Below are 19,248 nucleotides of genomic sequence, written 5' to 3'. Positions count from 1 at the left end.
ATGAACCCTCTCAAAACCAACGCAAGCCGCCGACAGTGGATGGCGCTTACCGCCGCTGCATGTGCTGCATTCAGTCTCGGCGCGCAAGCGCAGACCACATGGCCTAGCAAACCCGTGACCTTGATCGTGCCGTTTCCTGCGGGCGGCGGCACTGACGCATTTGCCCGTCCGTTTTCGGCGCAGTTCTCTAAGCAATCAGGCAAAACGTTGGTCATCGACAACCGCGGTGGTGCGGGTGGCAACTTAGGCGCGGGTGTCGCTGCCAAAGCTGCACCCGATGGCTACACCTTGTTCATGGGGGCTGTGCATCATTCGATCGCACCGTCAATGTATGCCAAGCTCGATTACGACTTGGAGCGTGACTTTGTGCCGCTGACCATGATTGCCATGGTGCCGCAAGTGTTGGTGGTCAACCCCAAAAAAATCACAGGTGATTTCAAATCATTCTTGGCCGAAGTGCGCAAGAACCCTGGCAAATTCAACTATGGATCCGCGGGCGGCGGCACCTCGCACCACATGGCTGGCGAGTTGTTCAAGTTGCAAACCAACACGTTTATCACCCACATCCCGTACCGCGGTGCGGGGCCTGCGCTGCAAGACTTGATTGGCGGCAACGTGGACATGATGTTTGATGGCTTGGGCTCATCTGCACAGCACATCAAGGGTGGTCGTGTCCGTGCTTTGATGGTGTCTGGTAACAAACGCAACCCTGCATTCCCCGATGTGCCTTGCGCCGCTGAGCTGGGTTTGCCCGACTACACCGTCACCACTTGGTATGGCTTGTGGGCTCCCAAGGGCACGCCTGCTGATGTGCAAGCGCGCATCTTGGAAGAAGTGAAGAAGGCCTCTACGGGTGAAGAGCTCAAAGTGGCTTGGGCCAACAACGGTGCGGATTTCCCCAGCATGAGCAGCGCGCAATTCGGCAGCTTTGTGCACAACGAAATCAAGCGTTGGGCCACTGTGGTGAAAGCCTCTGGCGCCAAACTCGACTAACTGAAAACAGACGATGAATCACAACCTCTATGCGGCTTTGCGTGCCGCGTTTCCCAAAGACTTAAACGCAACCGCCATCGAAACAGACGATGGCTTGTTCTACAGCTGGTCTGACCTTGAGCGTGCCAGCGCGATGATGGCCAATCTGCTCGATTCATTGCACATCCCCAAAGGCTCACGCGTGGCGGTGCAAGTGGAGAAGTCGGTCGAAGCGGTCATGCTCTACCTCGCCACTTTGCGGGCGGGTTACGTGTTCTTGCCTTTGAACACGGCATACCAAAGCGCAGAGATTGAATATTTCATTGGCAACGCCGAGCCCGCCGTGGTGGTGTGCAGCAGCAAGAACTTTGGCTGGGTCAGCAAAATTGCTTTCAAGGCGGGCACGCAAAATGTGTTCACCTTGGACGACAACCGCACAGGTAGCTTGTTAGAGCGCGCCGCACATTGGTCAGACAAACACCAAGTGGTGCAAAACAAAGCCGATGACTTGGCCGCCATTTTGTACACCAGTGGCACCACAGGCCGCAGCAAAGGCGCCATGCTGTCGCACGGCAACATGCTCAGCAATGCCCAAACCTTGAAAAAATACTGGGGCTGGAAGCCAGGCGATGTGCTGATTCACGCTTTGCCCATCTTCCATGTGCACGGTTTGTTTGTGGCCATCCATGGTGCCTTGCTCAATGGCAGCAAGATGATTTGGTTGTCCAAGTTCGACCCAAAGCTCGTCATCGCCAAAATGCCAGAAGCCACCGTGTTCATGGGGGTGCCCACGTTGTATGTGCGCATGTTGGCAGAACCAAGCCTGACCAAAGCACAAGCGTCGAACATGCGTTTGTTCATCGCAGGTTCAGCGCCGTTGTTGCTGGAGACGTTCAACGAATGGCACGAGCGCACAGGTCAAACCATTCTCGAGCGCTACGGCATGAGCGAAACCGTCATGCTCACCTCCAACCCCTACGCAGCCGATGCGCGCTACCCAGGCCAAACCGAACGCCGTGGTGGCACCGTGGGCTTCCCACTCCCCGGTGTGTCCTTACGTGTGCAAGACGACCAAGGCCACGCCTTGCCCGTGGGTGAAATTGGCGGCATCCAAGTCAAAGGCCCCAACGTGTTTGGCGGCTACTGGCGCATGCCGGAAAAAACCAAAGAAGAATTCACTGCTGACGGTTACTTCAAAACAGGCGATGTGGGCAAAGTGGATGAGCGTGGCTACGTGGTCATCGTGGGCCGCAGCAAAGACCTCATCATCAGCGGCGGCTACAACGTCTACCCCGCAGAGATTGAGGGCTACATCAACGACATGCCCGGAGTGGCAGAAAGCGCCTTGATTGGTGTGCCGCACCCTGACTTTGGCGAAGTAGGCGTGGCGGTGGTCATTGCCAAGCCCGGTGCCAAGGTGGATGCCGATGCAGTGGTTGCAGCGCTCAAGTCCCAACTGGCGAACTTCAAAATTCCGAAGAAGTGTTTTGTGGTCGCTGAGTTGCCGCGCAACACCATGGGCAAAGTACAAAAGAACTTGCTGCGCGAGCAGTACAAAGGCTTGTTCTAAGTTTTGCTGCCAAGGTGAGTTTGAGTGCCCACCCTCGGATGTTGACGGGGCAGTGCGGCGGCTGACGATTTCTGGTACGCCAGCATGAGGAAGCCGCCGCACTGCCCCGTCAGCATCAGCGAGAGAGGAAAAAGAAAAGCCACTCAAACGAGTGGCTTTTTAATGGAGCGAGAAAACTTAGCCAGCCAAAGCCGCCGAGTTCACCCGCTGTGTGATGTGCGCCAAAGCCTCATCCACTTGGTCAATCAAGATCAAGCACAAGTCGCCCTTTTGCAAACGCTCCATCGCACGGTCAATCGCCAAAAACTCACCGTGAATTTCATCGATGTGCGTCGTGCGTTTTGCACCGTCCAAACCTTGGCGCAAAAGCTTCAACACCTCGCCATCCACACGGCCACGTTGGCATGCGTCTTGGTACAACACCACGTCGTCAAACGCTTCACCAATCAGACGCGTTTGTTCGCGAATGTCTTCGTCACGGCGGTCACCCGCACCGCTGATCACCACACTGCGGCGTTGTGCCGGCAGGTTGGTCACGGCTTGCACCAAGGCCTTGATGGCGTCTGGGTTGTGGCCGTAGTCGGCAATGACGGTGGCGCCTTTGTAGTCGAACACGTTGAAACGGCCGGGCACCGCATTGCTGTCGCTCACAAAGGTAGCCAAGCCTTTGCAGATGGTTTGCCAAGGCACACCCACCGCCCATGCCGCACCGATGGAAGCCATGGCGTTTTCAATTTGAAAGCCAATCGCACCACTGCGTGTGACCGGAATTTCCGACAAAGGAATACGCACCGAGTGGTGGCCTTGCATGGCCACAATTTGGTCGTCTTCTACAAACAACACGCGTTTGCCTTGCGCACGGTGTGTGGCAATGACGGGGTGGTGCGAGTCCAGGCCAAAGAAGGTCACTTGGCCGGGGCAGTTGTTGGCCATGGCGGCGACGATGGGGTCGGTCGCATTCAACACGGCCGTGCCTGACGCTGCCACGTTTTGCACGATGACGCGCTTCAACACGGCAAGGTCTTCGACGGTGGAAATGTAGTTCAAGCCGAGGTGGTCGCCCATGCCGATGTTGGTGACCACGGCCACTTGGCAGCGGTCAAAGGCCAAGCCTTCACGCAACATGCCGCCACGTGCGGTTTCGAGCACCGCCGCATCCACATCGGGGTGCGCCAACACGTTGCGCCCGCTGCGTGGTCCGCTGCAGTCGCCGCTGTCGGTTTGGCGGCCATTCACGTACACACCGTCGGTGTTGGTCATGCCCACGCGCAAGCCATTGGCGCGCAGCAGGTGAGAGGTCAAACGCACGGTGGTGGTTTTGCCGTTGGTGCCCGTGACAGCAATCACAGGAATACGACCATCGCCACCATCGGGGAACATGGTGGCCATGACAGCTTCGCCCACGTCACGGCCTTTGCCGAACGAGGGGCTTAAGTGCATGCGCAAGCCAGGGGCTGCGTTGACTTCGACCACGCCGCCGCTTTGTTCTTCGAGGGGGCGCAACACAGATTCGCACACCACGTCGACGCCACAAATGTCCAGGCCCACCATTTGCGCGGCTGCAATGGCACGCAAGGCAACTTCGGGGTGCACGTCATCGGTCACGTCGGTGGCGGTGCCGCCTGTGGAGAGGTTTGCGTTGTTGCGCAGAATCACGCGTGCGCCTTTGGCGGGCACGGAGTTGGCCTCAAAGCCTTGTTCTTTCAGGCGCGCAATGGCGATGTCATCAAAGCGGATTTTGGTCAGCGAGGTGGCATGGCCTTCGCCACGGCGTGGATCGGCGTTGACGATGTCAACCAGTTCACGCACGGTGTTTTTGCCGTTGCCAATCACCAACGGCGGTTCGCGTCGGGCGGCGGCAACGAGCTTGTTGCCTACGACCAGCAAGCGGTAGTCGCTGCCAGGCAAGAAGCGTTCAACCAATACCTCTTCACGGCAAGCGCGTGCCGCAAGGTAAGCGGCTTTGACGCCTTCTTCGGTGGTGACGTTGACAGAAATGCCTTTGCCTTGGTTGCCGTCGCGTGGCTTGACCACCACGGGTAAGCCAATTTCTTGTGCCGCAGCCCAAGCATCTTCAGGGCTGATAGCTGGGCGGCCCAAAGGCACGGGCACACCCGCTGCGTGCAGCAGCTTTTTTGTGAGCTCTTTGTCTTGCGCGATGGATTCGGCAATGGCACTGGTGGAGTCAATCTCAGCCGCTTGAATGCGGCGTTGTTTGCTACCCCAGCCCAGTTGGACCAAGCTACCTTCGGTCAAGCGACGGAAGGGAATACCACGTGCGATCGCAGCGTTAACAATGGAGGCTGTGGATGGGCCCAGGCGAATGTCTTCATCCAGTTCACGCAATTGGTGAATGGCGGCGTCCACATCAAAGCTGGTGTTGTTGAGGGCCGCGAGGCACAGCTCGTGCGCCAACTTGATGGCCATGATGCCCACTTGTTCTTCCGTGTACTCCACCGCGACCTGAAACAAACCGTGGTCGGTGGTGGCTGTGGTGCGGCTGAAGGTGACAGGGCAGCCGGCTTCAATTTGCAAATGCAAAGTGGCCGCTTCCAATGCATGTGCCATGCTGAGCTTGACCTTGTGGTCGGTGGGCTGCAAGTTGCCCACGCCTGGAAACAAGTTACGCAGGCGGTTTTCAAAGTCCGGGTGTTGGCTCAGGTCGACTTCACCCGCGTCACACGTGGCCATGGCTTCCACGGCAGTGTGACGGGTCCAGAGGTTGGGGCCGCGTAGGGCGCGGATACGAGAGACTTCCATTAGCCATTCATCCTTGCAACGTCTTTGGCAACATGTTGGTTTTGTTGCCCAAAATTTTTCAAACCAGCGCGAATCAGCAGTGGCGCGATGTCCAGCGACCAAGCGGTCGCCACAGCGGCCAGCAGTGTCGAAATGTGCAAACCGTCTTTGAGCAAGCGTGCAATCAACTCGAGATCGAGATGGAACAGCTGCGTTTCTTGGTCGCCGCGCGCCAAGGTGACGTGGCCGTCTTTGCAGAACACCGCACGACCGCCCGCTTGTAAATGGGCCATCAAGGTGGCGTTGTCTTGCTGTTTGGCGTAGTACACCACTTCGCCATCGCTCAGTTCGGCCAAGGTGGTGACGGCTTCTTCGTCGGCGTTGAGTACGGCGGCGCCTTCGGGCAACACCAAGTCGATTTGTGTGCGAACCACAGTGCGCATTTGTTCTGCGGTTTGAATGTCGTGCTTTTCAATCAGCACGTCATTCGTTGCAGGCATGTTGGTCACGACACCGACCAAGCAGCGGTCGTAGGCCAAGCCTTCGTCCAAGATGTGTGCCGGCGTGGTTTCGAACACGGCGGCGTCCAGCGCACGGTTGATGAGCAAGCGCTCCGAGGCTTCAAAGCCGCGCGAATCGGTTTTGCCCAAATGCTGCTGGTCCATGTACAGGCCGTCTTTGCAAGCCAGGCCGGTGCGTTTGCCAGAGAGGTGCAGCAACCAAGCGACGAGCTGAGACAGCTCGGTGGTTTGCTGGCTACCCGAAATGCCCACCACAGGGATGCGGCCAGATTCATTGGGGCCAAACAGGTGCTCGACGATGGCCTTGCCCACAGGACGGGGTTGACCCACCGCCGGTTTGACGTGCATCAGCAAGCCAGGGCCTGCATTGACCTCGATGATGGCGCCCTTGGTTTCTTCCAAAGGGCGAGAGATGTCTTGGGTGACGATGTCGATGCCGGCAATGTCCAAGCCAATCACGCGGGCGGCGAGGGTGGCTACGGCGGCGACTTCGGGGTGGACCAAATCGGTCACATCGTTGTTGAGGTTGCCGTTGCGCTGCACCACCACGATGCGGCCTTTTTCGGGCACGCTGCTGGGCTCAAGACCTTGGCGTTGAATTTCGAGCAACGACATTTCGCCGCGTGGGGTGTGCAAGCGAATCAGGTCGAGCGGGAAGCCTTCGGCAATGCCGCGACGAGGGTCGGTGTTGATTTGGCTGTCAATCAGTTGCTCCACGGTCGATGTGCCGTCACCGGTGATGTAAGCCGTTTCGCCACGGGTGGCCGCCACCACGCGGTCGCCCACCACCAAGACGCGGTGTTCATCACCGCGCACATAGCGCTCGATCAACACTTCGCTGCCTTCTTTTTCAGCCGCCACCCAAGCTTGGCGCACGCCTGCCTCGGTGTTCACGTCGAGGGACACGCCCCAGCCGCGGTTGCCGTCCAAGGGCTTGACCACCACGGGCAAGCCGATGTCTTGCGCGGCTTCCCAGGCTTCGTCTGCCGTTTTGACAATTTGGCCTTCAGGCACAGGAATGCCGCATTGCGTCAACAAGCGCTTGGTCAAGTCTTTGTCGCTAGAGATGCTTTCTGCGATGGCGCTGGTGCGGTCGGTTTCAGCAGTCCAGATGCGGCGCTGCTTGGCACCATAGCCCAGTTGTACCAAGTTGCCTTCGGTCAGCCGAATGAAGGGGGTTTTGCGTTCGACCGCTGCATCGACGATGCAGGCTGTGCTGGGGCCTAAACAACGCAAGTCAGCGATTTTCTTCAAACGCTCGACGGTGGCTGCGATGTCAAAAGGCTTGTTGTTGGCGGCGGCCATCACGAGTTCACGAGCGGCCAAAAAGCTCTCACGGCCCAGTTCTTCGTGCTCGGTGCGGAACACCACTTTATAGATACCGCGCTTGCTGATTTCACGGGCCTTGCCAAACTCAGCGCGCGCACCGGCCAAGAGCTGCAACTCGATGGAGACGTGCTCCATGATGTGGCCCATCCATGTGCCGCCAACCAAACGGGTCAAGAAACCACCACGGTGGCCCACCCCGCAATGGTGTTCGACCAAGCCGGGCAACCAAGCGTTGATGCGGTCATTGAAACCGTCAATTTTGTTGGAGGGGTGGTCTTCCATCTCGCCCAAGTCGATGAGCGCTTCGATGATGGGGCGGTAAGTCCAGATATTGGGCCCACGCAAGTAGTTCATGCGCAGGATTTGAATGTCTTTGAAGGCCATAAATTAGCGGAAGTTTTTAGCGGAGGTTTGGTGTGGCTGAAGCAGGGGGAGAACCGAGGTCACCACAGCGACCTCCGAGGCTGCGGCGATACAATCATTTGCATACGTGCGGGGGTACAACAAAGTCTTGGCTCCTGCTTTTATTTTTATCGCCGTCCATCGATTGACATCGGTTGAAGCAGCAAAATTCCAATAATGAATTCTTCTTTATCGGCTTCCGCCAAAGTTGTTTTGCCCGAGGGCTGGCAAACTTCAGCTTTTGCACAACTGTCTACTCATGAAAACGTTCTAGCCTGGCTAGAGGTTGACTTGAATGCCCAATTGCATTTTTCGCTAGGGCTACTAATTGTGACAGACCAAAGGGTGCTTTTTGGCTCTCAACAGGCTGGTTCAAGCCCTGTTTGGGACAGTTGGACATTGGCTGCAGGCATGAAGATGAAGCACACCGACCATGCGGGTGTGGGCACCTTGAGTTTGGTCGATGCCACGCACCGCATCGCCAGCTGGCGATTCACCCTGACGCACAACGTCACAGCCATGCGCCTGCAAGAGAAGTTTGCCGAACGCCTTGAGGTGTTGACCCATGGCAAATCGCTGGCTACATCGGCTCAGGCTCGTTGCCCTCAGTGCAAATTGCAACTCGAACATGTGGGCGATGAATGCCCTGTGTGCAGCCGCGAGCAGCACGCGCCGCTGTCTACCTGGGGCTTGTTCCGCCTCTGGCGCTTTGCTCATCCTTACCGCTGGCGTTTACTGGCTGGCTTTTTGTTGACGCTGGCGTCCACCGCGGCTACCTTGGTGCCGCCTTACCTGACCATGCCGCTGATGGACGATGTGCTGATCCCGTTCCAAAACGGCAAAGACATCGACCATGATTTGGTCTATATGTATTTGGGCGGCTTGCTGGGCGCCGCTTTGCTGGCCTGGGGCTTGGGCTGGCTCAAAACCTACATCTTGGCCTTGGTGTCTGAACGCATCGGCGCTGACTTGCGCACCACAGCCTACGAACATTTGATGCGCTTGTCGCTCGAATACTTTGGCGGACGACGCACGGGCGACTTGATGAACCGCATCGGCGCTGAGACCGATCGCATTTGCGTGTTTTTGTCCCTGCATTTGCTAGATTTCGCCACCGATGTGCTGATGATTGTGATGACGGCTTCCATCCTCATCAGCATCGACCCCAAGCTGGCTGCGGCCACCTTGCTGCCGCTGCCGTTCATTGTGTGGCTGATTCACACCGTGCGTGACAAGCTGCGCACCGGTTTCGAGAAGATCGACCGCGTCTGGTCGGAGTTGACCAACGTGCTGGCCGACACCATTCCTGGCATCCGTGTGGTCAAAGCCTTTGCCCAAGAGACGCGCGAAGCCAACCGTTTTCGCGATGCCAACAAACACAACTTGGCGGTGAACGACCGCATCAACTTTGTGTGGTCTTTGTTCTCGCCCACGGTCACGCTGATGACCGAGGTGGGCTTGCTGGTGGTGTGGGGCTTTGGCATTTACTTGGTGTCTCACCACCAAATTTCGGTGGGTGTGCTGGCCGCGTTCTTGGCCTACATCGGCCGCTTCTACACACGCCTTGATTCCATGAGCCGCATCGTCTCGCACACCCAAAAAGCGGCGGCAGGTGCCAAGCGTATTTTTGAAATCTTGGACCACGTGTCTAGCGTGCCTGAGACGACTCACCCACAAAAGTTGCCCACGCCTTTGCAAGGCAACATTGAAATTCAAGATGCCGGCTTTCGCTATGGCAACCGCGCCGTGATTCGCGGCATGAATCTCAGCATCCGCCCTGGCGAGATGATTGGCTTGGTCGGTCAAAGTGGTTCCGGCAAGAGCACCTTGGTCAACCTGATTTGCCGTTTCTATGACCTGAGCGAAGGCTCCATCAAGCTCGACGGCATCGACATTCGCAACATTGCCTTGTCTGACTTTCGCAGTCATATTGGCATGGTGTTGCAAGAACCATTTTTGTTCTTTGGCACGATTGCCGACAACATTGCCTACGGCAAGCCCGATGCCACACGTGAAGAAATTGTGTCGGCAGCGCGTGCAGCCCATGCGCATGAGTTCATCTTGCGTTTGCCGCAAGGCTATGACTCGTTGGTGGGCGAACGTGGCCAAGGTCTGTCGGGTGGCGAGCGTCAGCGCATCTCGATTGCGCGCGCCTTGCTGATCAATCCACGCATCCTCATCTTGGACGAAGCCACTGCGTCGGTGGACACCGAGACCGAGCAAGAAATTCAAAAGGCCTTGGATAACCTCGTGCAAGGCCGCACCACGATTGCCATTGCCCACCGCTTGTCTACGCTCAACAAAGCCGACCGTTTGGTGGTGATGGAGCAGGGCGTGGTGGTGGAAGAGGGTGACCACGACACGCTCATGGCGCGTCAAGGCGCTTACTACCGCTTGTACGAAGCCCAAGCGAAAAATGCAGAAGATGCCGTGGCGCGTGCTTCGACGAAGGAGTCTGTATGAGTACCGCCTTGAACTTGGGCTTCACGTTGGCCTTTGACCCCTTTGGCAAATTGGTGGTGACCTTGGCCGACGGCACACAACATGTGGGTGCGGTGGTGGCGCGTGCGTTCCCGATTGCGACGCCTGACCAATGCATTTCCATTTTGAGCGCCGAAGGCAAAGAGTTGGTTTGGGTTGAAAACCTCAACGATTTGCCCGTGAATGAGCGTGACATCGTGGCGCAAGCCCTGCAAGGCCGCGAGTTCATGCCCGAGATTTTGCGTTTGGACGGGGTCAACAGTTTTTCCACGCCCAGTATTTGGCGCGTGCAAACCAACCGTGGCCCCGCGCAGCTGGTACTCAAAGGCGAGGAAGACATTCGCCGCTTGAGCGCGAGCCGACTCATCGTGGCGGATGCCCATGGCGTGCAGTTCTTGATTCGGGATTTGCCGTCACTTGACCGTCACACCCGCAAGTTGCTGGACCGCTTTTTATAAAAAGCGGCCAGGTCGTTTCAGCGGCCTTCGCAGGTGGCAAACAGGTCTTGCTCGCGCTGGTAGACGGCGGTCTTCACGGCCATCAACCCCAACACCGAATGGAACAAGTTGTCGTGCGACAAGGGCTTGTGACGTTCGGCTTGCAAGCAGCGGGTGCTGACGCGGCTGAGCTGCTCAAACCCTGGGGACAACCACGTGATCAGTGGCACGGTCGTTTGTTCGGGGGGCGCCACGCTGTAGGGCAGGCCATGCAAATACATGTTCTTTTCGCCCAGCGATTCGCCATGGTCTGATACGTAGAGCATGGCCGTGGTGCTGGTTTTTTCTTGCGTTTTCAGCCAAGCAATGACGCGGGATACAAAGTGGTCGGTGTACACAATGGTGTTGTCATAAGCGTTCACCACCTGGGCACGGTCACATTGCGAGAGTGAGGTGTCGGTGCATTCTGGGGTGAAGGTTTTGAACTCGGCGGGTGTGCGCTTGAAGTAAGCCGGGCCATGGCTGCCCATTTGGTGCATCACCACCACGGTGCCGCGTGTGCGGCGTTCGGCGGGGAGTTTGGCCAATTCAGCTTCAATGCGTGCAAGCATCACCGTGTCACGGCATTCGTCTCCCGCACAGTGATCGGGCAATTTCAGGTCTGAGGTGTTCACATAAGGCACGCGTGCGCACTGGCCTTTGCAGCCCGATTGGTTGTCCATCCACAGCACCGCGTAGCCTGCGCGTTGCAGCACATCCAGCATGTTTTCAAATTCGTTGCTGCGCTTGGCGAAATCGGTGCGCCCTAAGTGCGAGAACATGCAGGGCAGCGACTCTGCTGTGCTGGTGCCACAAGAACTGACGTGGGTGAAACTGGTGACGTTTTCTTTGGCCAGTTGTGGGTTGGTGTCGCGGGTGTAGCCATTGAGCGAAAAGCTTTGGCTGCGCGCGGTTTCGCCCAGTACAAACACCAGCAGTGGTGGACGCTGAGGCGTGTGACCGGCGCGTGAGGCAATGCGCGCATCCAAGCCCAAACTTTGCATTGGCCCCCGAGGGCGCTCAGCGGGAATGACGGTCATGTCGAGCACCGCATAGATGCTGTTGAGCGGGTTGATTTGGTAACGCATCTCGGTGTAATTGCGCATGAGCGATGAGAAGTCTTGAAACACCAGCTGCGTGGTGCCAAATGCCAGTATGAGTGCGCCCGCAAACAACCCGCCATTGCGCAGTAGTTGTTGCGTGAACGGCTGCGTTGTCATGGGTTGTCGCCACAGCCAGATGATTGGCAATATCGCTAAGCCCATCACGGTTCCTAGCAACTGCCAGCTCAGTTGATCGCGCGCTTCGCGTGTGTCAGTTTGAAGCACGTTCACCAGCATGGGGGTGTCTACGACCACGCCGTACATCAGCATGTAATGCGTGGCGAAGGCCGCCAAAAGTAAAAGCAGCGTGATGACTGGTTTCAGCGTGAAACGCCAAGCGAATAGCGACAGCAAGGTTGTCACTACACACGCAATGATCAAGGCAAAGGCCACACCAAAGCCCACGCCATGCCAGCCGGTGAGGTCGGGTAAAACCAGTAAGTTTTTCCAGAGAGCCAAGTTGCCCAGAACAGCCAACCAAAGGCTAGCGACGATCACCAAAGTGGTGGCTGGGCGCGCAGGGCGGGCAGGGGAATTCAAAAACATGGTGCGCATATCGATGGGCGTGATTCACTGGGTTCAGGTTGGCCACGTGCTGCCGTGTTCCGGCACCACAGCACGCCAGCGCAGCTCGCGCTCAATGCGCTGACGCATGGCATCTGCGGCATCCAGCTCCCCATGCACCACATAAACCTGGCTGGGGGCGTGCTTCATGTGCTTGAGCCAGCTGATGAGCTGTGTGGCGTCGGCATGGGCGGACGACGATTCAAGTTGCACCACTTCGGCATTCACGGCCACGTCTTGGGCGTGGATGCGCACGGTGCTGTTGCCCTTAGCCAAAGTGTCGCCACGTGTGCCGGGTGCTTGATAACCGGTGAGGATGACCATGTTGCGGTGGTCGGGCAGGTAATGCGCCAAGTGATGCAACACGCGCCCGCCCGTGGCCATGCCGCTGGCGGACAAGATCACCATCGGACCGTGATGTTTGGCCAGCGCCTTGGATTGCTCGGGCGTTTCCACCATCGTGGCGATGTGCGCCATTTTGTGCAGCGCATGTGTATCCAAGCGCAGTGCATCAGGGTGACGCGGCAGTAACTCGGTGGTGTGTACCGCCATGGGGCTGTCCAAAAAGATGGGCAAGCTGCGCGGTATGTCGCCACGCTCTTTGAGAAGAGCAATGGCATGGAGCAGCGCCTGCGCGCGACCCACGGCAAACACCGGCACCACAGCCACGCCACCGCGTGAGGCCACGCGCTTCAAGGCCGGCGCCAACTCAGCCAGCACATCTTCTTTGGGATGCGTGCGGTTGCCGTAGGTGGATTCAATCAACACGGTGTCGGCCTCTGGCGGCAGATCAGGCGGGTTCATGACGAGGTCGTCAGGACGTCCTAAATCGCCACTGAACAAAATGCGACGGCCCGCAACTTCGAGCAGTATGCTGGCGGCACCCAAAATGTGGCCCGCAGATGAGAACGTCGCTTTCCACCCCGGGATGGGCGAAAAGGTTTTGCCAATGACCTCCGAGTGCAGCAAATTCAGGCTGACGATGGCATCGTGCTTGCTATACAGGGGCAGGGCGGGCGTGTGCTTGGAATAGCCATGGCGGTTCAAGAATGCGGCATCTTCTTCTTGGATGTGCCCGCTGTCGGGCAGCAAGATGGCGCACAAATCGCAGGTGGCAGGCGTTGCATGCACACGGCCGCGAAAGCCTTGGCGGTGCAGCAATGGCAAATAGCCACTGTGGTCTAAATGCGCGTGCGTCAAAAGCACGGCATCTATGTCAGCGGCTGCGATGGGCAAGGGGTTCCAGTTACGCAAGCGCAGCTGCTTGTAGCCCTGAAACAAACCGCAGTCGATCAGCAGTTGCTTGCCGTCGTGCTGAACCAAATACTTGGAACCGGTGACTGTGCCGGTGCCGCCCAAAAATGTGATGTTGACGCTCATGGGCGAAGTATCCCCTCTTTAAGTGAAGACACTTCGCTTGTGAGGATTAGTTGAAAAAACGCTTGAGTTTGTCCGCCCAGCCACCCTCGGCGGGTGAATGCTTGGCGCCGCCTTTTTTCAGCGACTCGTCTAACTCTTTGAGCAGCTTGCGCTGGTGCTCGGTGAGCTTGACTGGTGTTTCCACAGAGATGTGGCAATACAAGTCACCAGGGAAGCTGGAGCGGATGCCCTTCAAGCCCTTGCCACGCAAGCGGAACTGCTTGTCGCTTTGTGTGCCTTCTGGGATGTCAATGGCCGCTTCGCCTGCCAGTGTGGGCACGCGAATTTCGCCACCCAAGGCCGCGGTGGTGATGCTGATCGGCACCGAGCAGTGCAGGTCGTCGCCATCACGCTCGAAGATGTCGTGCTTCTTGACGCGAATCTCGATGAACAAATCACCGGGAGGGCCACCGTTGGTACCAGGCTCGCCGTTGCCAGTGCTGCGAATGCGCATGCCGTCGTCAATGCCCGCTGGGATTTTGACTTCCAGTGTTTTTTGCTTCTTGATCTTGCCTTGGCCGTGACACATATTGCACGGGTCGGGAATGATCTTGCCGGAGCCGCGGCAATGCGGACAGGTTTGCTGCACGCTGAAAAAACCTTGACGCATTTGCACCTGACCGCTGCCGTGGCAGGTGGTACAGGTTTTGACCGAGGTACCGGGCTTGGCACCTGTGCCGTCACAGGTTTCGCATTCGTCCCAACCAGGAATCTTCAGTTGTGCGTCTTTGCCGTTGGCTGCTTCTTCCAGCGTGATTTCCATGGCATAGCTGAGGTCGTTGCCACGGTAAACCTGACGGCCAGCGGGGCCGCGACGTTGTTGACCAAAGATGTCGCCAAAGATATCGCCAAAGGCTTCACCAAAACCCGCACCACCAAAGCCGCCAGGACCGCCGGGGCCGCCGCGCATATTCGGGTCCACACCTGCATGGCCGTACTGGTCATAGGCCGCACGCTTTTCGGGGTCTGACAGCATCTCGTAGGCCTCTTTGACCTCTTTGAACTGCGCCTCGGCTTCCTTGGCTTTGTCGCCTTGGTTGCGGTCGGGGTGGTGCTTCATCGCGAGTTTGCGATAAGCCTTTTTGATCTCGTCGTCGCTCGCGCCTTTGGCGACGCCGAGCACTTCATAAAAATCGCGTTTGGACATGGTTGGCAGTGCCGTTTTTTGTGGGGCTTCATCAAGACTTCGCCGCGTGTTCACCTTTTCAGGCGAAACGCGGCGAGGTCAGCTCAGAGGTGAGAAAAGGGTTTAGCCCTTTTTGACTTCTTTCACTTCAGCGTCGACCACATTGTCGTCGGCTGGTTTGGCTTGGTGGCCCGCAGCGCCAGCGCTGCTTGCGCCTTCTGCGCCGCCAGCAGCAGCTTGGGCTGCTTGCATGTCAGCGTAGACTTTTTCGCCCAGCTTTTGTGAGGCAGTCATCAACGCTTCGGTCTTGGCATCGATGTCGGCTTTGGCTTCGCCTTTCAATGCTTCTTCCACTGCTTTGATGGCAGCTTCGATGGCTTCTTTTTCGCCAGCGTCGAGCTTGTCGCCGTGCTCGCCCAAGCTCTTCTTCACGCTGTGAACAGCGGCGTCTGCTTGGTTGCGCGATTGCACGATTTCGAGCTTCTTCTTGTCTTCGGCGGCGTTCAACTCGGCGTCTTTCACCATTTGTTGAATCTCGTCTTCTGACAAGCCAGAGTTGGCCTTGATCGTGATCTTGTTTTCTTTGCCCGTGGCTTTGTCCTTGGCGCCCACGTGCAAGATGCCGTTGGCGTCAATGTCAAATGACACTTCAATTTGTGGTGTACCGCGAGCCGCAGGTGCAATGCCTTCGAGGTTGAACTCGCCCAAGCTCTTGTTGCCAGACGCCATTTCGCGCTCACCTTGGTAGACCTTGATGGTCACGGCAGGTTGGTTGTCGTCAGCGGTCGAGAAGGTTTGTGCAAACTTCGTGGGGATGGTCGTGTTCTTGGCGATCATCTTGGTCATCACGCCGCCCAGGGTTTCGATGCCCAAAGACAGAGGCGTCACGTCGAGCAACAGCACGTCGGTACGGTCGCCAGACAACACTTGACCTTGAATCGCAGCGCCCACGGCCACAGCTTCGTCAGGGTTCACGTCACGACGTGGCTCTTGACCGAAGAACTCTTTGACCTTCTCTTGCACCTTAGGCATACGGCTCATACCGCCGACCAAGATCACGTCGTCGATGTCGCTCACCGACACGCCGGCATCTTTGATGGCCATGCGGCAAGGGGCGATGGTGCGCTCGACCAACTCGTCCACCAGTTGTTCCAACTTGGCGCGGTTGAGCTTGATGTTCAAGTGCTTAGGACCCGAAGCATCGGCCGTGATGTAAGGCAAGTTGATGTCGGTCGATGTGGCCGATGACAACTCGATCTTGGCTTTTTCAGCGGCTTCTTTCAGGCGTTGCAAGGCCAACACGTCTTTGGACAAATCAACGCCAGATTCTTTCTTGAACTCGGTGATGATGAAGTCGATGATGCGTTGGTCGAAGTCTTCGCCGCCTAAGAAGGTGTCGCCGTTGGTCGACAACACTTCGAATTGCTTCTCGCCATCGACGTCGGCGATCTCGATGATGGACACGTCAAACGTACCGCCACCCAAGTCGTACACCGCAATCTTGCGATCGCCTTTTTCGGTTTTGTCCAAACCGAAAGCCAAAGCCGCAGCAGTGGGTTCGTTGATGATGCGCTTGACGTCCAAACCTGCGATGCGGCCTGCATCTTTGGTGGCTTGACGTTGTGCGTCGTTGAAGTAAGCAGGCACGGTGATGACGGCCTCGGTCACTTCTTCGCCGAGGTAGTCTTCGGCGGTTTTCTTCATCTTGCGCAGAATTTCAGCGCTGATTTGAGGCGGGGCCAACTTGTTGCCGCGCACTTCCACCCATGCGTCGCCGTTGTCGGCTTTGGCAATGGTGTAAGGCATCAGGTCGATGTCTTTTTGAACTTCTTTTTCCGCAAACTTGCGACCGATCAAACGCTTGACCGCGTACAGCGTGTTGCGTGGGTTGGTCACCGCTTGGCGTTTGGCAGAGGCGCCGACCAAGATTTCGCCGTCTTCTTGATACGCAATGATCGACGGGGTGGTGCGAGCGCCTTCGGCGTTCTCGATCACTTTGGTCGTGTTGCCTTCCATGATGGCCACGCACGAGTTGGTGGTGCCCAAGTCAATACCGATGATTCTTCCCATGTTCTTACTCCAGTGATTTTTAAAAATTCAGATGGGCAGTAGTTAAGGCTAACTCTGCCAATTTCAAGTGTTTATTTAGGTGCTGCGACGGTCACCAAGGCAGGGCGCAAAACTCGCTCGGCAATCAAGTAGCCCTTTTGCAGGACGGCGACGACGGTGTTGGCATCTTGATCGGCGGGCACCACGCTGATGGCTTGGTGTTGGGCTGGATCGAACTTGGCACCCGCGGCGGGGTCAATGGCCAACACTTTGTTGCGCTCCAACGCACTTTTGAGTTGGCGCAGCGTGGCTTCAGCGCCTTCGCGGATTTGCTCAGGCGTGGCGGTTTGCACAGCCAAACCGGCTTCGAGGCTGTCGAGCACGGGCAAGAGACTGTCAGCAAAGCTTTCCAAGGCGAACTTGCGGGCTTTGGAGACTTCGTCGTCCGCACGACGACGTGCGTTTTGCACATCGGCTTGGCCGCGTACATATTGGTCTTGCAGCTCAGCAGCTTTGGCTTGCAAAGCGGCGATTTCGGCTTGGGCAGCAGCCAAGGGGTCGAGTGCAGCCGCGGGTTCAGCAGATGTGGCTTCAGGGGCGGGGGCCATGCCGGCCATGTGGGCTGCCAAATGTGCGGCCGCTGTGTCTTGATTTTCTGTAGGTTCTGACATGCTTTGTAGGGCTTGTTGGATGGATATTCAGCGAAGCTGGGGGCATCCAACCCTATTTCAAGAGGGGTTTTGTAAAAAAAGGAACGGAACAAAACAAAGCGGGGCTAAGCCCCGCTGGATGACGGCAGTCAAAGGAACTGCCGTATCGCTTGTTTATTCGAGGCCGAGCAGCTCAACGTCAAACTTCAATGTGGCGTTAGGAGGAATCACACCGCCCGCACCGCGTGCGCCGTAGCCCAGCTCTGGCGGGATGATGAGGGTGCGTTGGCCACCAATCTTCATGCCTTGCACGCCTTCGTCCCAGCCCTTGATGACCATGCCTGCGCCCAGAGGAAAGTCAAACGGGTCATTGCGGTCGCGGCTAGAGTCAAATTTGGCGCCTTGTTCGCCATCTTTGTAGAGCCAGCCGGTGTAGTGCACGCTCACGTGCTGGCCAGCGGCGGCTTGGGCACCGTCGCCCACCACGTTGTCGATGTATTGCAGGCCGGAAGGGGTCGTGTTCATGGCAAATCCTTGAGGGGGTCTAAATTCGAAACCCTAGAGTGTACCGACCCCCGTTTTCAAAAGAAAAAGCCCCGATACCGAGGCATCGAGGCTTTGGGGGCCGTGCAATCGCGAGCGATTACATCTTGCACAAAGGCGAAGGTGGCGGTGTCAAAGACGCTGGGTAAGTGTCTTCAATCACAGGGCGCAGGGCACCGTCGACCATCTTCACGCGGCCTACGTAGTTAGGCAGCATCAGCTGGTTGTCGGCAGCACGCATGGTGACTTTGCCGTAGATGGTGTTGAGTTCTGCGCCGCGCAGGGCTTTGCTCACATCTTCAGGCTTCACGCTCTTGGCCAAACGCACGCCGTCAAACATGACTTGTGCGCCGTTGTAGGCCTGGCCTTCGGCATCGGTGGGCATGCGGTTGAACTTGGCTTTCCATGCGGCCACGAATTCTTTGTTACGTGGGTTGTTCAAGTCAGCGGCGTAGCCTGAGTTGCCGGGCACACCTTCGAGGTTTTTACCGGTGGCGTTGATGATGAAGTTGGAAATCAGCGCGTGACCAATCAAGGGCGTGTTGGGGATCAGGTTGAACTCACCGGCTTGCTTGACGAACGCCATGGCATCACGGCCCACTTCAGCCACCCAAATACCGTCCACGTTGGCGGCTTTGAGTTGGGCGATGTAAGGCGAGAAGTCCTTGGTGCCCATGGGAACGTACAAGGTCAATGGCACTTTCTTGCCTTGGGCTTCCATGGCTTTCTTGAACGATTCGCCAGAGTCGCGGCCCCACACATAGTCGGCCGCAATCACCGCAAAGGTGTTGCCTTTGATTTTCTTGGCCCACTCATTGATCATGGCGATGTCCATCGCGTCAGAGTGGTTGGTGCGGAAGCTGCGAGGTTTGCAGGTGTCGCCGGTCAGCTTGTCTGACTTGCTGGCTTGGATGAAGTAAGCCGCATCCCAGCGGTCCAGGTTTTGGGCGATGGCCAAAGAGATGGACGAGGGGACCGCACCGATCAACAGGTTGTGACCATCACGTGCCATTTTTTCAGCCACGCGGCGGCCGGCGTCTGGTGTGCTTTCGTCGTCGCCTTCTTGGACTTCCACTTTGCGGCCATCGATGCCACCTTTGCTGTTGGCTTCTTCAATCGCGAATTTCACCGCGCGCATGACTTCTTCGCCTTGCTCGGCGAACACGCCAGACTTGGACGACACCAAACCGACCTTGACCGGCTCTTTGCCTTGCGCCAAGGCGCTCAACGGCAGGGCTGTCACCAGCGCTGCACTGGCCAACAGTTGATAGATTTTTTTATATTGCATGCTTGTCTCCTAGGTA

13 protein-coding genes are annotated in these 19,248 nt (G+C 57.3%); 4 read left to right on the top strand and 9 right to left on the bottom strand.

Annotated features, from left to right (window positions below):
• Together B9Z44_RS01465 and B9Z44_RS01460 are read left to right on the top strand one after the other, a co-directional pair.
• Positions 1-993, top strand: a complete 993-nt coding sequence (locus B9Z44_RS01465; protein ID WP_108359915.1) for a Bug family tripartite tricarboxylate transporter substrate binding protein — start codon at positions 1-3, stop codon at positions 991-993.
• A 13-nt stretch (positions 994-1,006) separates the two neighbouring features.
• Positions 1,007-2,542 (top strand): malonate--CoA ligase, encoded by a 1,536-nt coding sequence (locus tag B9Z44_RS01460; RefSeq protein ID WP_108359914.1) that lies wholly within the window; start codon positions 1,007-1,009, stop codon positions 2,540-2,542.
• 177 nt (positions 2,543-2,719) lie between these two features.
• Here the strand turns inward: B9Z44_RS01460 and cphA are convergent, their stop codons facing one another.
• Both cphA and B9Z44_RS01450 read right to left on the bottom strand, forming a co-directional pair.
• Positions 2,720-5,302, bottom strand: coding sequence for a cyanophycin synthetase (gene cphA, locus B9Z44_RS01455; RefSeq protein WP_108401506.1), 2,583 nt, complete (start codon positions 5,300-5,302; stop codon positions 2,720-2,722).
• Entirely contained in the window at positions 5,302-7,515 is a 2,214-nt protein-coding gene (locus tag B9Z44_RS01450; RefSeq protein WP_108359912.1) for a cyanophycin synthetase, read from the bottom strand. The genes cphA and B9Z44_RS01450 overlap by 1 nt, the downstream gene beginning before the upstream one ends.
• Before the next feature lie 195 nt (positions 7,516-7,710).
• On the opposite strand from B9Z44_RS01450, the gene B9Z44_RS01445 reads away from it, so the two are divergent.
• Positions 7,711-9,996, top strand: coding sequence for a cyanophycin metabolism-associated ABC transporter (locus B9Z44_RS01445; RefSeq protein WP_108359911.1), 2,286 nt, complete (start codon positions 7,711-7,713; stop codon positions 9,994-9,996).
• Positions 9,993-10,472 (top strand): cyanophycin metabolism-associated DUF1854 family protein, encoded by a 480-nt coding sequence (locus B9Z44_RS01440; protein ID WP_108359910.1) that lies wholly within the window; start codon positions 9,993-9,995, stop codon positions 10,470-10,472. Before B9Z44_RS01445 ends, B9Z44_RS01440 begins: the two co-directional genes overlap by 4 nt.
• A 17-nt stretch (positions 10,473-10,489) precedes the next feature.
• Here the strand turns inward: B9Z44_RS01440 and B9Z44_RS01435 are convergent, their stop codons facing one another.
• The 7 genes from B9Z44_RS01435 to B9Z44_RS01405 all read right to left on the bottom strand — a co-directional run bounded on the left by B9Z44_RS01435 (position 10,490) and on the right by B9Z44_RS01405 (position 19,232).
• On the bottom strand, positions 10,490-12,139 hold the full coding sequence (locus B9Z44_RS01435) for a phosphoethanolamine transferase (RefSeq protein WP_108402759.1): 1,650 nt from the start codon (positions 12,137-12,139) through the stop codon (positions 10,490-10,492).
• A gap of 33 nt (positions 12,140-12,172) precedes the next feature.
• Positions 12,173-13,537 (bottom strand): MBL fold metallo-hydrolase RNA specificity domain-containing protein, encoded by a 1,365-nt coding sequence (locus tag B9Z44_RS01430; protein ID WP_108359909.1) that lies wholly within the window; start codon positions 13,535-13,537, stop codon positions 12,173-12,175.
• A 46-nt stretch (positions 13,538-13,583) separates the two neighbouring features.
• Complete coding sequence (gene dnaJ / locus B9Z44_RS01425) at positions 13,584-14,723, bottom strand: molecular chaperone DnaJ (RefSeq protein WP_108359908.1); 1,140 nt, start codon at positions 14,721-14,723, stop codon at positions 13,584-13,586.
• A 102-nt stretch (positions 14,724-14,825) separates the two neighbouring features.
• On the bottom strand, positions 14,826-16,772 hold the full coding sequence (gene dnaK, locus B9Z44_RS01420; RefSeq protein WP_108359907.1) for a molecular chaperone DnaK: 1,947 nt from the start codon (positions 16,770-16,772) through the stop codon (positions 14,826-14,828).
• Between the two features lie 71 nt (positions 16,773-16,843).
• Complete coding sequence (grpE, locus tag B9Z44_RS01415) at positions 16,844-17,422, bottom strand: nucleotide exchange factor GrpE (protein WP_108401505.1); 579 nt, start codon at positions 17,420-17,422, stop codon at positions 16,844-16,846.
• Between the two features lie 153 nt (positions 17,423-17,575).
• Positions 17,576-17,926: an FKBP-type peptidyl-prolyl cis-trans isomerase gene (locus tag B9Z44_RS01410; protein ID WP_108359905.1), complete on the bottom strand. Its 351-nt coding sequence runs from the start codon at positions 17,924-17,926 to the stop codon at positions 17,576-17,578.
• Between the two features lie 118 nt (positions 17,927-18,044).
• Positions 18,045-19,232, bottom strand: coding sequence for an ABC transporter substrate-binding protein (locus B9Z44_RS01405; RefSeq protein WP_108359904.1), 1,188 nt, complete (start codon positions 19,230-19,232; stop codon positions 18,045-18,047).
• Positions 19,233-19,248: the final 16 nt, after the last annotated feature.

The organism is Limnohabitans curvus (assembly GCF_003063475.1).
In the GTDB taxonomy this organism is placed as follows: domain Bacteria; phylum Pseudomonadota; class Gammaproteobacteria; order Burkholderiales; family Burkholderiaceae_C; genus Limnohabitans; species Limnohabitans curvus.
This window is presented reverse-complemented; position numbering and strand designations above follow the sequence as displayed.

Coding starts and splice junctions, on each gene's coding strand:
- B9Z44_RS01465 (WP_108359915.1), top strand. CDS start 1: ATGAACCCTCTCAAAACCAACGCAAGCCGCCGACAGTGGATGGCGCTT.
- B9Z44_RS01460 (WP_108359914.1), top strand. CDS start 1,007: ATGAATCACAACCTCTATGCGGCTTTGCGTGCCGCGTTTCCCAAAGAC.
- cphA (WP_108401506.1), bottom strand. CDS start 5,302: ATGGAAGTCTCTCGTATCCGCGCCCTACGCGGCCCCAACCTCTGGACC.
- B9Z44_RS01450 (WP_108359912.1), bottom strand. CDS start 7,515: ATGGCCTTCAAAGACATTCAAATCCTGCGCATGAACTACTTGCGTGGG.
- B9Z44_RS01445 (WP_108359911.1), top strand. CDS start 7,711: ATGAATTCTTCTTTATCGGCTTCCGCCAAAGTTGTTTTGCCCGAGGGC.
- B9Z44_RS01440 (WP_108359910.1), top strand. CDS start 9,993: ATGAGTACCGCCTTGAACTTGGGCTTCACGTTGGCCTTTGACCCCTTT.
- B9Z44_RS01435 (WP_108402759.1), bottom strand. CDS start 12,139: ATGTTTTTGAATTCCCCTGCCCGCCCTGCGCGCCCAGCCACCACTTTG.
- B9Z44_RS01430 (WP_108359909.1), bottom strand. CDS start 13,537: ATGAGCGTCAACATCACATTTTTGGGCGGCACCGGCACAGTCACCGGT.
- dnaJ (WP_108359908.1), bottom strand. CDS start 14,723: ATGTCCAAACGCGATTTTTATGAAGTGCTCGGCGTCGCCAAAGGCGCG.
- dnaK (WP_108359907.1), bottom strand. CDS start 16,772: ATGGGAAGAATCATCGGTATTGACTTGGGCACCACCAACTCGTGCGTG.
- grpE (WP_108401505.1), bottom strand. CDS start 17,422: ATGTCAGAACCTACAGAAAATCAAGACACAGCGGCCGCACATTTGGCA.
- B9Z44_RS01410 (WP_108359905.1), bottom strand. CDS start 17,926: ATGAACACGACCCCTTCCGGCCTGCAATACATCGACAACGTGGTGGGC.
- B9Z44_RS01405 (WP_108359904.1), bottom strand. CDS start 19,232: ATGCAATATAAAAAAATCTATCAACTGTTGGCCAGTGCAGCGCTGGTG.